The 13,187-nt window shown below is 76.1% G+C and carries 10 protein-coding genes; 4 read left to right on the forward strand and 6 right to left on the reverse strand.

The window, feature by feature from the left end; all coding sequences use genetic code 11:
- The 3 genes from L7D48_RS17315 to L7D48_RS17325 form a co-directional block, all read left to right on the forward strand.
- On the forward strand, positions 1-2,861 hold a 2,861-nt coding region (locus L7D48_RS17315), incomplete at its 5' end, for a DUF5682 family protein (RefSeq protein ID WP_237880352.1).
- Positions 2,858-4,669: a hypothetical protein gene (locus tag L7D48_RS17320; RefSeq protein WP_237880353.1), complete on the forward strand. Its 1,812-nt coding sequence runs from the start codon at positions 2,858-2,860 to the stop codon at positions 4,667-4,669. The genes L7D48_RS17315 and L7D48_RS17320, both read left to right, overlap by 4 nt.
- A 73-nt stretch (positions 4,670-4,742) precedes the next feature.
- Positions 4,743-5,336 (forward strand): DUF4291 domain-containing protein, encoded by a 594-nt coding sequence (locus tag L7D48_RS17325; RefSeq protein ID WP_237880354.1) that lies wholly within the window; start codon positions 4,743-4,745, stop codon positions 5,334-5,336.
- A 75-nt stretch (positions 5,337-5,411) separates the two neighbouring features.
- Here the strand turns inward: L7D48_RS17325 and L7D48_RS17330 are convergent, their stop codons facing one another.
- The 4 genes from L7D48_RS17330 to L7D48_RS17345 form a co-directional block, all read right to left on the reverse strand.
- The gene (locus tag L7D48_RS17330; protein WP_237880355.1) at positions 5,412-6,557 is read right to left on the reverse strand and encodes an RNA polymerase sigma factor; all 1,146 of its coding nucleotides are present in this window, start codon (positions 6,555-6,557) and stop codon (positions 5,412-5,414) included.
- Positions 6,558-6,564: 7 nt separating this feature from the next.
- Positions 6,565-6,972 (reverse strand): YciI family protein, encoded by a 408-nt coding sequence (locus tag L7D48_RS17335; RefSeq protein ID WP_237880356.1) that lies wholly within the window; start codon positions 6,970-6,972, stop codon positions 6,565-6,567.
- Positions 6,973-7,205: 233 nt separating this feature from the next.
- Positions 7,206-8,549 carry an APC family permease gene (locus L7D48_RS17340; RefSeq protein WP_237880357.1) on the reverse strand — a complete coding sequence of 448 codons (1,344 nt, stop codon included), beginning with the start codon at positions 8,547-8,549 and terminating at the stop codon, positions 7,206-7,208.
- A gap of 606 nt (positions 8,550-9,155) precedes the next feature.
- Positions 9,156-10,436: an MFS transporter gene (locus L7D48_RS17345; RefSeq protein WP_237880358.1), complete on the reverse strand. Its 1,281-nt coding sequence runs from the start codon at positions 10,434-10,436 to the stop codon at positions 9,156-9,158.
- Between the two features lie 85 nt (positions 10,437-10,521).
- On the opposite strand from L7D48_RS17345, the gene L7D48_RS17350 reads away from it, so the two are divergent.
- Complete coding sequence (locus tag L7D48_RS17350) at positions 10,522-11,199, forward strand: metalloregulator ArsR/SmtB family transcription factor (RefSeq protein WP_237880359.1); 678 nt, start codon at positions 10,522-10,524, stop codon at positions 11,197-11,199.
- Positions 11,200-11,281: 82 nt separating this feature from the next.
- On the opposite strand, the gene L7D48_RS17355 is transcribed toward L7D48_RS17350, so the two are convergent.
- Positions 11,282-11,917, reverse strand: coding sequence for a response regulator transcription factor (locus L7D48_RS17355; protein ID WP_237880360.1), 636 nt, complete (start codon positions 11,915-11,917; stop codon positions 11,282-11,284).
- Positions 11,914-13,187 (reverse strand): sensor histidine kinase (locus tag L7D48_RS17360; RefSeq protein WP_237880361.1); only part of this gene is annotated, 1,274 nt, incomplete at its 5' end. The genes L7D48_RS17360 and L7D48_RS17355, both read right to left, overlap by 4 nt.

The raw sequence follows: 13,187 nt of genomic DNA on the forward strand, positions 1-13,187 counted from the left end.
GGACCATGTCCTGCCACTCCGGGTCCCGGATGCCCGCCTGGACCACCTCCCTGATCCCCTACACATACGCCCTCCTCGACGAGCGGTCCGGCTACCCGGCGGGCATCCGGGACCCGGAGTGGCAGGACATGGTCCTGCGCGCGGCGGGGGATCCGGCCGCGCTGGAGGAGGCCCTGACGCGGGCGGCCGTACGCGTCTGCGGCGAACTGCGGAGCCTGGGACATCCCTCGGGCCCCGCCGACGCCCGTGAGATAACCCGGCTCGCCTCGGACCTCGCCCGGCTGCGCGGCCTGCCCGCCGCGGGCCGCGGGGAGCTGGTCGAGGCCGTTCAGGCGGTGCTCGCACAGGGCGAGCCGTACGGACGGGGGCGGGCCGTGGCGCGGGCGATGGAGCGGGTGCTCGTCGGCACACGCGGCGGGCGCCCCGCCCCGCGGGCACCGCGCAGCGGCCTGGCCCCCGCGGTCGAGGCCGAGGTGGCCCGGCTGGGCCTGCCCGGCCCCTCCTCCGGCGGCCCCGGCCCCTCACGTGACCTGCGGCTGGACCCGCTGCGCTCCGGTCTCGACCGCCGCCGCGAACTGCTGCTGCGCCGGCTGACGGTGTGCGGGGTCCCCTACGGGGAGGCCGGACAGGTCGTGGGCGCGGGCGGCGCCGAGGCCCTCACCTCCCGCTGGGAGGTGCGCTGGACGCCCGCCACGGACGCCGTGCTGACCGCTGCCGGCGCACGCGGGGTCACCCCCGCGCAGGCCGCCGAGGGCGTACTGCGCGAACGGCTGCGCCTGGAGCGCGAGGAGGGCGGGCCGACGGCCGCGCAGGCCCTCGAAGGGCTCCGGCAGGCGGCGCAGTGCGGTCTGGCCGGGCTCGCGGACGAGCGGCTCGGCGAGGTCGTCGACGTCCTGCCACGGGCCGGTACCCTGCCGGAGCTGCTGGCCGGACTGGCCCTGCTGGACCGGCTGCGGGCCGGCCATGTCCCGGGGCTCGGCGCCGGGAGCGGCCGCGAGGCCCGGGCGGCTGCCGCCGCGGAGCTGCTCACGGCGGCGGCGGTGCGGCAGGTGGACGGCCTGACCGGCTCCGAGGACCCGGCCGACGCCCGCGCCCTGCTCGAACTCTCCTCCCGGGCCGACCTGTTGGGCGGCATCCGGCTGTCCGGCGCCCTGGCCCGCCTGTCCGCCGACGGCTCCCCCCTGATGCGGGGCGCCGCCGCGGCCGTACGCGTCCTGCTCGGGCACGAGGACGCGCGGTCCCTCGGCGACCGCGTGGCCTCCTGGGTCGACGGGGCCACCGACCCCGGTTCGCGCACCGCGCTCACCGCACGGCTCGGCGGGCTGCTGACCGCCGCGGGTCCGCTGCTGGAGGCGGCACCGCCCGCCCTGGAGCCCTTGCTCGGCCGGGTGGCCGAGCTGCCCGACCGGGCGTTCCTCGACCGGCTCCCCGCGCTGCGCGGCGGCTTCGACACCCTCAGCCCCGCGGCCCGCGACCGCCTTCTCGCGGCCGTCGAGGAGCGTCTGGGCACCACGCGTGTCGCCGACACCGGCGGCGTCGATCCGGCCGCCCTCGCCGCCTGGGCCGAGGCGGACCTCGCGGCCCGCGAGACGCTGCGCTCGTGGGGACTGCCGCCCGCGCCGGACGGGGCCCCGGTGGAGGACGCCCCGGTGGACGCCCCGGAGGGCGCCGCCCTCGTGCCCGCGCCGGGAGCCCCGGCGGCCGACGGCGGCTGCGGGACCGCCGCACCCTCCGTACCCCCGGCCGGGGACCGCCTCCTCGCCCCCGCGGACCGCTGGCGTCTGCTGCTGGGCCGCCGCACCGACCGGCTGCCGCCCTCCGCCGCGCCGCTGGCGACCGCGCTGGACGAGCTGTACGGCAGCGGCCGCGGTGAGGGCAGCCGGGGCGAGCTCGCCGGCCCGGCGGGAGGTGGCGGACGGGAGGTCCCGTATCCCGGGGTGCGGGAGTGGTCCGAGGAGCTGGCCGCGCTGTTCGGGCCGGGCATCCGGGAGGAGGTGCTGGCGGCGGCCGCCGAGGCGGGCCGCCGGGACGTCCTGGCGGAGCTGGACGCGGACACCGTGCGGCCCTCGGTGGACCTGCTGCGCACCGTGCTGCGGCACGCGGGCGGGCTGCCCGAGGCCCGGCTGGCCGCACTGCGCCCGCTGGTGCGGCGGCTGGTCGAGGAGCTGACCCGGCAGCTGGCCACCCGCCTGCGGCCCGCGCTGCACGGCGCGTCCCTGCCGCGTCCCGGCAGACGCCCCGGCGGCGGCCTGGACCTGCCCCGCACACTGCGGGCCAACCTGGCCACGGCCCGCCGCGGCCCGGACGGCACGGTGCGGGTGATCCCCGAGCGTCCGGTCTTCCGCGCCAGGGGACGCCGGGCCGCCGACTGGCGGCTGGTCCTGGTCACGGATGTGTCGGGGTCCATGGAGGCGTCCACGGTGTGGGCCGCGCTGACCGCCTCGGTACTGGCGGGGGTGCCGACGCTCTCCACCCACTTCCTGGCGTTCTCCACCGAGGTCGTCGACCTCACCGGGCACATGGAAGACCCGCTGTCGCTGCTGCTGGAGGTCAGCGTGGGCGGCGGCACCCACATCGCCGCGGGGCTGCGGCACGCGCGCGGGCTGGTCACCGTGCCCTCGCGCACCCTCGTCGTGGTCGTCAGCGACTTCGAGGAGGGCCATCCGCTCGGCGGCCTGCTCGCCGAGGTCCGCGCGCTGGTCTCGGCCGGCTGCCACGTCCTGGGCTGCGCGAGCCTCGACGACACGGGCCGGCCCCGCTACTCCACGTCGGTCGCCGGCCAGCTCGTCGCCGCGGGCATGCCCGTCGCCGCCCTCAGTCCGCTCGAACTCGCCCGCTGGGTAGGGGAGAAGATCGTATGAGCCAGGACCTGCCCCCGGTCGTCCCGTCCGTCACCGCCGAACTCGTCGCGGCGCTCACGCCCCGGCTCCGCAAGCGGCTGGACGCGGGCGTCGCCAAGCTCGCCGCGCGGCCGGCCGCCCGTGAGGGCGACACCGTGCGGATCGCCGTCGACGACGAGACCGACGTCGTACTGCACGCCCCCGGCGGGACGGTGACCGGGGCGGACGCGATCCGCTGCGGATGCCTGCTGGCCCCCGACTGCCTGCACCGCGCGGCGGCGGCCTCGGCCGCGCCGGTCGCCGACGAGGCCCCGGCCCCGGAGCCCGCCGGGGCCTCCGGGGCCGCCGAAGTCGGAGAGGCCGGGGAGGAACGGAAAGAGGAAGGACGGCCGGAGGGGACGGAGGTCACCGCCACCGCCGGGCAACGCGCCGCCGCACGGGCGGTGTTCGACGCGGCCGCCGCCGTCCTGGAGGCCGGAGCGGACGGCGCCGGCGCGGTGCTCCAGGCGGAGCTCCTGCGCGCCGCGCACACCGCCCGGCTCGCCGGCCTCCCACGAGCCGGCGCCGCGGCGGTCTCCGTGGTCACCGGGGTGCGCGCGGCCCGCTCCGCCGACCCCGGACACCGCCTCGCCGATCTCGCCGGCGCGCTGGCCGACACCCTGGGCACTGCCCACCGCCTCCCGCACGCCACCGGCCCGGAGCTGGCCGGACTGCGCGGCAGAGCCCGGCAGCCGTACCGCCCGGACGGCTCCCTGCGCCTGTACGGCCTCTTCTGCGAGCCCGTCCTCACCGCGACCGGCTACGCGGGCGCGGTCACCTGGACCGCCGACGCGGAAGGGCGCCTGTACACGGTGTCGGACGTGGCGCCGGGCGGACCCGCCCGGGCGACCGGCGCCGCCGACCGGGCCGTGCGGATCGGCGACACCGCCCTGACCCACCGCGAGCTGTCGCGTGCGGGCCTGGCCGTGTCCGGCGCCACCGTCTCCCCGACGGGCCGTCTGGGTGCGGGGGCCGGGGTGCGGGCGGTCCGCGCGCCCGGCGCCGCCTGGCGTGCAGAACCGCTGGACCGGCTGTGGGCCGTGCCCGCCGCCGAGCAGGTGGCCCGGGCGCTGGACGGCGGACAGGACCTGCTGTTCCTCGAAGTGGCCGTCACGGGCACGGCGCGGGAGGCGGCGGGCGACTGCCTGCTGGCCGACTGCGCGGGCCTCGCCCTGCGGCTGGCCGCCGCCCACGACGATCCCGCGCTCCCCTGCCGCGACAATCTCCGTCTGCTCGCCGCCGCCGGGGGCGGCAGGCGGCGGATCGTCGCCCGGCTGGTGCCCGGACCGTCCCCCCGTGCCCTGCTGCTCGCCACCGAGCACCCCTCCGACCCCGGCGCCCGGGTGGATCTCGGCCTGGACCGCCTCCGGCGCGCGGACCTGCCCGCCGGGGCGGTCGCGCCGCAGGTCCCGGCCGTCCCCGCCGGGGAACGCGACGCCGCCGCCCCGCTGCACCTGCTGCGCCGCCGTGTCCACCAGGCGGTCTCCGGGGGCCGCCGTGTCCTCGCCTTCGCCGGAGGCGAGTCGGGCGACGGCGCCCGGCTGCGCCGCCTCGGCCTCGCCACGGGGGCCGGTCTCCTGGACGGCCTCCACGCCGCCGCCGCGGACCGCTCCCGCGACGCCTTCGGCCGCCTGCTCCCGGCCGACACCGGCCGTTTCGCCCGGGCCTGGCTGGCCGCCGCGGTCTATCTCGACACGGTGGAGCGGGCGTTGTGCGCGAGCTCGTGGGAGACCGCCGCGGCCGGTGTGCCCTCCCCGGATCCCGCCCGATCCGCGGCGGCGGGGCCGTGAGCCCGGGCCCGGCGGCGGGGCCGGGCCGGTAATTCGGTGGCCCCGACCGCGACGGGCACCGACCCTGGTCACCGTGACAGAGCCCAGACACCGAATCCGCGCCCTCCACACCGCTTCGACGGTGACCGTGTACCAGGCTTACGCGCCGGAGATCGGCGTGCCCGCCGCCCGGGACGGACGCTTCCCCGCGGCGTGGAAGAGGGACCGGATGACGTGGGTCAAGCCGTCGTTCCTGTGGATGATGTACCGCTCCGGGTGGGGCACCAAGGACGGTCAGCGGACCGTCCTCGCCGTCGAGATCACCCGCGAGGGCTTCGAGTGGGCCCTGAAACACGCCTGCCTGAGCCACTACGAACGCGGGCTGCACCCCGACCCCGCCGCCTGGAGGCGCCGGCTGAAGCGGGCCCCGGCCCGGGTCCAGTGGGATCCCGAACGCGACCTGCACCTGCGGCCACTGCCCCACCGTTCCCTGCAACTCGGCCTCACCGGCGAAGCGGCACGCAGGTACGCGGACGAATGGACGGTCTCCATCACCGACGTCACCGCGCTCGCACACACGGTTCACGCCCATGTGCGGGACGGAGCACTGGAAGCCGCCCGGCGGCTCCTGCCCGTGGAACGCCCCTGCCCCGTGGACGGCGGTCTGCCGGCCCACCTGCGCGCCTGACCGGGAGCCGGCGGGGACACACGAGGTGCTGCGGGAGGAACCGGATGATCCTGCCGCAGCCCGCCGGCGGCCCCGTCAGCGGCGTCGGCGGGCGTTGAGCCGGGCGGCCCGGCGCAGCAGGTGGTCGCGCTCGGCGAGGCTGGGGGCCTTCCCGGCCGCCTCGGCGTACAGCCGTGCCGCCGTCGCCGTGTCGCCGTCGCGCTCGTGGAGGTACGCCGCCACCGCGGCGTGGCGGGGCAGGGAGTCGTCCAGCGCGGCGAGCGCCGCCAGGCCGGCGCGCGGTCCGTCGGCCTCGCCGACGGCCACCGCGCGGTTGAGTTCGGCGACCGGGCTGCCGGTCAGGCGCACGAGTTCGTCGTACCACTGGACGATCTGCACCCAATCGGTCTCCTCGACGGTGGGCGCGTCGGCGTGGAGCGCCGCGATGGCGGCCTGGGCCTGGAACTCGCCCAGCCGGTCGCGGGCAAGGGCCGCCTGCAGCATGTCCACACCCTCGGCGATCAGTTCGGTGTCCCACCGGCCGCGGTCCTGCTCGGCGAGCGGTACGAGACTGCCGTCGGGCGCGGTCCGGGCGGCGCGCCGGGCGTGGTGGAGCAGCATGAGGGCGAGCAGCCCGGCCGCCTCCGGGTGGTCGACGGCGGCCGCGAGCTGCCGGGTGAGCCGGATGGCCTCGGCCGCGAGGTCGACGTCGCCGGAGTATCCCTCGTTGAAGACCAGGTAGAGGACGCGCAGCACGGTGGCTACGTCGCCGGGCCGGTCCAGGCGTACACCGGCCACGGTGCGCTTGGCCCGGGCGATCCTCTGCGCCATGGTCGCCTCGGGCACCAGGTAGGCCCGGGCGATCTGGCGGGTGGTCAGTCCCCCGACGGCGCGCAGTGTGAGCGCGACCGCGGACGACGGTGTGAGCGACGGGTGGGCGCACAGGAAGTAGAGCCGGAGGGTGTCGTCCACCGCGGGCGCCGGCCCGGGCTCCGGTTCCCGCTCGATCCGCTCCTCGCGCCGGTGGCGGGCGGCGTCCGCCCGGGTCGCGTCGAGGAACTTGCGCCAGGCCACCGTGACCAGCCAGCCCTTCGGGTCCCGCGGCCGGTGGTCCGGCCAGACGCGGAGCGCCTCCAGGAGTGCTTCCTGCACGGCGTCCTCGGCCGCCGCGAAATCGGCTCCGCGGCGGCCGAGGATCGCGAGCACGCCCGGTACGAGGCTCCGGAGAAGTGTCTCGTCCACCTGGGGGTCACTCCGTGGTGGGGGGATGCGCGGCCAGGAACGGGCGCACCTCGAGCCACTCGTGGATCGGCTTCCCGCCCGCTCCGGGTGCGGCCGACAGTTCCCCGGCCAGCTCGACGGCACGCTCGTGGCTGTCGACATCGATCACCATCCAGCCGGCGATGAGGTCCTTGGTCTCGGCGAAGGGGCCGTCGGTGACCGGCGGGCGTCCCTCGCCGCCGTACCGGACGAAGGTCCCCTCGGGGGCGAGCGCCTGGCTGTCCACGAATTCGCCGGTCTTCTCGAGCCGGGCCGCGAAGTCCTGCATGTACCGCACGTGGGCCGAGATCTCCTCCGGCGTCCACCGGTCCATGGGCACGTCGTTGACCGGGGCTGGGGCGCCACGGTAGTGCTTGAGCAGCAGGTACTTGGCCATCGTGTCTCTCCTCGGTGCCGGTGCGGCCCATTGTGGCCACGCTCACCCCGGGGACGGAGCCGACCGCGGGTTCTCGACATCACCGCGCGGGGTTCTTCGACCCGTGCGGACGAACCCGGACGAGCCGTCCCGCTGCGGCCGAGCCCCGGCCCCGCGGCGGACCGTCCGCGCCGGTATGCCGGCGCGGACGGCCTCCTCGGCGGTCGCCACCGCGGCCGGGACTGCGGTTGTGACTACCGGTCGCCTCCTTCGGCGTGTTCGGGGGCCTGGCGGCCGGGAGCCGCCGCGTCCGGCTCCGCAGTGGCCGCGGGCCCCTCCCCGCGGCGCCGGAACGCCTGGGCACCGAGCGCCAGGAGCAGGACCACCACCCCGTACAGGGCGTGCTGCGGGGACTCGACGAGGCTGATGGCGATCACCACGAGCAGCACCAGGTTGAGCCCTGAGCGGATCGTCAGGCCGCGCACCCGCAGATACGAGATGATGCTGAGGACGTACAGCAGCATGAAGATCGCGCTCGCGGTGGCCGTGGTGTCGACGACCAGGGACGGTTCGAACCCCAGCAGCACGGTGGTCGCCGAGAACAGCACGGCCGGCAGCGCCAGTGAACGCCCCCTGGACTTCCGGCCGCCGGACGTGACGAGCGCGGCCGGCAGCATGCCGTTGTCGGCCGCGTCGTACGTCAGCTGGGAGACTCCCCAGACCCAGGCGATCGCGTTGAGCAGCATGGCGCAGCACGCGATGAAGGTGACCGCCCACAGCATGGCCTCGCCGTAGCCGACCGCTTCGACGAGCTGGAGCAGCCCGACCACCTCGTCGACTTCGTCGCGGGGGACGGTCACCGCGATGGCCACGGTGAGCAGGATGGTGAACACCCCGTAGACGGTGAGGGCGATGGAGCTGACCGGCAGGAAATCGCGCTCGGGGTCGCGGAACTCCCGGGCGAGGAAGGTCAGGTTCTCGAAACCCGCGAACGCCCAGAAGGCGAGGAGCACGCCGGGCAGCACGACGCCCAGGCCCTCGGTGCTCGGCACCACCGTGTGCAGACCGTCCCGCGCGGAAGGAGCGGCGGACAGCAGGAGCACGGTGGCGACCAGCACCAGTCCCCAGGTGGCCGCCGTCTGGACCCGGGTGCTCGCGCGCACCCCGGCCAGGTTGATCAGGAGTGCCACGACCAGGACCGCCACGGCGATGACGATGGTGGTGACGCGCTCCATGCCGAAGGTCTGGGCGACGTAGCGCCCGGCGACGAACGCCCCGGAGGGCAGGCCGACGATGACCAGGGCGATGAACATCACCGGCACGCAGCGGGCGAACACATCGCCCAGACCCAGCCGGATGAACGCCTCGATGCCGCGGCCGTCGGGGTTGGTGCGCACCATGTCGTCGAACATCAGGAGCATCGGCAGACAGAGCAGGGTCGACAGCGCCCACACCAGCAGGCTGTTGTGGCCCGCGCGGCCGTAGACCGCCGACGGCAGGAACAGGATGCCGGAGCCGGCGATGGACCCGATGGCCAGGGGGACGGCCTGCCGGCGCGTCAGCCCGCGGGAGGCGGTGTCGTGGGTCGTGTCGGTCACCGGGCTTCTCCCCGCTCCTGGCCTGCCGCCCGCGGCAGGGCTCCCGTTCCGCGGCCGAGGACCGCGCCGGGGCCGTGTCTCCGGACCTTCCCGCCCGCGGCGGCGGTGTTGGGCTCGTCGGCCGCGTTGCCTTCATCCGTCCGGCCGGCCTCGCACGAGGTCGGGGCTCCGGGTGTCCGGTCCCGCGAGGCGTTCGGCCGCCGTAAGGATCCCCGGACGCCGGCCACGGTCTGGAGCGCGCCCGTGCGGCCGCTCGGTGCGGGGCGCAGCGCGTCGGTGTGTCCGGCGGCTCCTTCCGCGGCGGCTTCCCTCACGGGAGATGAGTGTGTGGTCAAGACCTGTCTCCTGGTGAACGGGTGGCGAATCGTGGTCGGCGGGCCACGACCTGGGCTCCGGCGCGTACATGTGGGAGGCGGCCGCCGGAAGTGTTCGGGGCCCGGCGCACCGCCGGGGCGGCATGATACGGATCGGTCGTGCGGCGGGCGAACCGGAATATCGGCCCCGTCGCACCGGATCCGGGCTGTCCGGGGCAGCGGCGATCTCGGCGCGGCCCACGCCCTCCGGCGAAGACCTGCGGCCGGAGGAACCCCCTCTCCGGCCGGGCGGTCACCGGGTGGGGTGCTCGGCGATCCAGCGGGCGGCCAGCAGACCGGAGGCGGCGGTGATCCCCGCGGCGGCGACGACGGTGGCCTCCAGCCCGAGTGCGTCTGCGAGGACTCCGGCCACCAGCGCGCCGGCGGCGTAGCCGATGTCCCTCCAGAAGCGGTAGGTGCCCAGGGCGCCCGCCCGCCAGGCGGGATGGGCGTGGTCGGAGACGGAGGCGATCAGGGCCGGGTAGACCATGGCGGTGCCGACCCCGAGCGCGACCGCGGACAGGATGCCCGCGAGCAGCGGGCGGTCCAGCAGGGCGAGGGCGAGGACGAAGCCCGCGGCCTGGACGAGCATCCCGGAGACGATCAGGGGCTTGCGGCCGATGCGGTCGGCGAGGTGGCCGGTGGGGATCTGGCCGACACCCCACAGGATCGGGTAGAGCCCCTTGATCAGTCCGACCGCGGCCAGCCCCAGGCCGTGGTCGGTGAAGAGCAGGGGGAAGACGCCCCAGGTCAGACCGTCGTTGAGGTTGTTGACCAGCCCGGCCTGGCTCGCGCCGCGCAGGGAGCGGTCGCGCCAGGAGGCGCGGGCGAAGGTGGCGGCCAGGGCGGTGTCCTCCCCGTCGGGCAGGGGCCTGGCGTGCCGGGCGAGTTCGAGGGCGACGTGGGCGGCGGTGTCGCGGACGACCAGGGCCAGTGCGAGGCCGGCGACGACGAAGACGACGCCGATGAGTTCGGGGACCGGGCGCAGGCCGTAGGCGGTGGCGAGGTAGCCGGTGAGCAGTGCGGTGACGCCGACGGCGGTGTAGCCGGCGGCCTCGTTGAGACCGGTGGCCAGGCCCCGGCGGGAGGGGCCGACGAGGTCGATCTTCATGTTGACGGTCATCGACCAGGTCAGGCCCTGGTTGAGGCCGAGCAGGACGTTGGCGGCGACGATCCAGCCCCATGAGGGGGCCCAGGCCAGGGCGAAGGGGACGGGGACGCCGATCAGCCAGCCGGCGACCAGGAGCTGCTTGCGGCTGAAACGGGAGGTGAGCGCACCGGCGGCGAGATTGGTCATCGCCTTGGTGAGGCCGAAGGCGATGATGAAGGAGAACACCGCCAGGTCGCTGGTCAGCCCGAAGACGTCGGTGCCGATGAGCGGGACGGTGGTGCGTTCCAGGCCGACCAGGCCGCCGACGCAGACGTTGACGATGACCAGCAGGGTGAACTGCAGCCGGTTCTCCCTCAGGCCGAGCCGGACGGGCCGTCCGGCGGCGTCGGCCGGCGCTGCCGGGTGGTCGTCGGAGAACCTCACGGCGCTCCTCCAGGTCTCGGTACGGAAGGGCGGGCAGGCACGCCCGTTCTCACCTATGATATTCCATGGAATTATGGAGGATTTCATGGAGGAGACTCCGAAAGCCCAGGCCAAGGCCCGGCTCTACGACGCGTTCGCGGCCACCGGCAAGGCTCTGGCCAGCGGAAAACGTCTGGAACTGCTCGACCTGCTCGCCCAGGGGGAACGCACCGTCGATGCGCTCGCCAAGACGGCCGGACTGAACCTGACCACCGCGTCCGCGCATCTCCAGACCCTCAAGCAGGCCGGTCTGGTCTCAACCCGGCGCGAGGGGGTGCGCGTCCACTACCGGCTCGCCGGCGAGGACGTGGCCCTTCTGTTCGCGCTGCTGCGCGAGGTCGCCCAGGCGCACCAGGCCGCCGTCGAGCCGGCCCGCGCCGCCTATCTCGGCCCGGAGGCGGGCCGGGAGCTCACCCGGGAGGAGCTCCTGGCCCGGGTCGAGTCCGGCGATGTCGTCGTGCTGGATGTGCGCCCCGCGCAGGAGTACGCGGCCGGGCACATCCCCGGCGCGATATCCGTCCCCGTCGGCGAGCTCGCCGAGCGCGTCGGCGAGCTGCCCGACGGAGTCGAGGTCGTCGCCTACTGCCGCGGCGAGTACTGCGTGATGGCCCATGAGGCCGTACGCCTGCTGGCCGGGCGGGGTCGCAGGGCGATCCGCCTGAGCGACGGCATGCTCGAGTGGCGCCTGGCCGGCCTGCCCGTCGCCACCGGAGCCGGCGCCTGAGCCCTCCCCGGCCACCGCCCCACCACCTCACCGGTCCCCCGGACACCGTCGGCGTGGCCCTGCCGGCCGCCGGTGCCGTCCGCTACCGCCGGATGAGGCCGAGTTCGGTGGCGGTGGCGACGGCGGCGGTGCGGGACTCGACGCCGAGCTTGGCGTAGACACGGGCCAGATGGGACTTGACGGTCCCCTCGGTGAGGTGGAGCCGGGCGCCGACGGCCTGGTTCGACAGTCCTTCGGCGACCAGGGCGAGCACCTCCGTCTCCCGCCGGGTCAGGGCGGTGCCGGGGGTGCGCAGCCGGTTCATCAGCCGGTCCGCGACGGCCGGGGCCAGCGCGGTGCGGCCCGCGGCGGCGGTGCGTACGGCGGCGGCCAGCTCCTGGGGCGGAGCGTCCTTGAGGAGGTAGCCGGTCGCACCGGCCTCGATGGCGGGGAGGGTGTCGGCGTCGGTGTCGTAGGTGGTGACGATCACCACCCGGGGCGCCGACGGGCGGGAGGTGATCGCGGCGGTGGCCTCGGCTCCGTTCATCCCCCCGCCGAACTGGAGGTCCATGAGGACGACGTCGATGTCGCCCCCGGCGGCGCGGGCGACGGCGGCCTCGGCGGTGGCGGCCTCGGCCACCACCTCGATGCCGGGTTCGGTCTCCAGTACGGCGCGCAGTCCCGCCCGCACCACGGGGTGGTCGTCGGCCAGGAGCAGGCGGATGGCGGGATCGGTCACGGGCGTGCCTCGGGTGAGGAATCGGGTGCGGGATCGAGTACGGGATCGGGGTCGAGACCGGGCGGCAGTCCGAGGCCGGGCTCGGGCGCTGTGCCGCCGGACCGGCCCAGGGGCAGCCGGGCGGTCAGAACGGTGCCGCGGCCGGGGGCGGAGTCGACGGTGAGCTCCCCGCCCAGGGCGTGTGCGCGGGCGCGCATGGCGGCCAGCCCGAACCCGCCGGTCTCCGGGTCGGGTGCGGGCAGGCGGGCGGGGTCGAAGCCGCGTCCGTCGTCGGCGATCTCCACGGTGACGTGGTCGCCGAGGAGGCCGAGGGTGACCTCGGCGGTGACGGCCCCGGCATGGCGGACGGTGTTGGACAGCGCCGACTGGGCGATCCGCAGCAGCGCGACCTCGTGCGCGGTCGGCAGCGGTACGAGGTCGCCGGTGACGCGGAGGCGTACGGCGATCCGGTGGTGGGCACCGGTGGTGGCGCACAGGCGTTCCAGGGCTCCGGCCAGGGTGGTGCCCTCCAGCGCGGGCGGGGCGAGGGCGGCGACGAAGCGGCGGGCCTCGGCGAGGTTGTCGACGGCGCTCCGGCGGGCCTGGTCGACATGGCGGGCGGCGGTCTCCGGCGCGCCGGGCAGGGCCCGCTCCGCGGCCCGCAGCAGCAGCTGGATGCTGGTCAGCCCCTGGGCGAGGGTGTCGTGGATCTCACGGGCCAGGCGTTCGCGCTCGGCCAGCACACCGGCGGTGTGCTGGGCCGCGGCCAGATCGGCACGGGTGGCGGTGAGCTCCTCGATCAGGCGCCTGCGCCGTTCGCTCTCCCGGTACAGGGCCTGGTACCCCCACGCCACCGCCACCGCCACGGCCGCGCCCAGGGACGGCCCGATCGCCATCGCCGCGCCGAAGGAGCCCTGATGGGCGGCGAAACCGCCGGTGGCGGCAGCCGCGGTGGCCGCCACCGCGGCCAGACCGGCGCGGCGGGGCAGCAGATGGAGCTGGAGGAAGTACAGCGGGAACGCCACCCACACCCCGTCCGCGGAGAGGGCCAGCAGCACCAGCCAGGCGGCACCCACGGCGGCCAGCCACAGCGCGGCGGCCCGCCGCGAGCGGCTCACCCGGGGCAGCAGCGGGCCGGCCGCGTACACCAGGCCGCACACCGCCGCCGCGGCGACGACCCACCCGGTGTGCGGATGGCCGCCGGCAACGGCCCGCCCGGCGGCGAGCGCGAGCAGCCCGACGACCAGCAGATGCAGGCACCAGGTCAGTGCCCGGGTGGTGGGGGTCGGGG

Origin of the sequence: Streptomyces sp. ICN903, assembly GCF_022015835.1 — a bacterium.
Taxonomy (GTDB): Bacteria; Actinomycetota; Actinomycetes; order Streptomycetales; family Streptomycetaceae; genus Streptomyces; species Streptomyces fenghuangensis.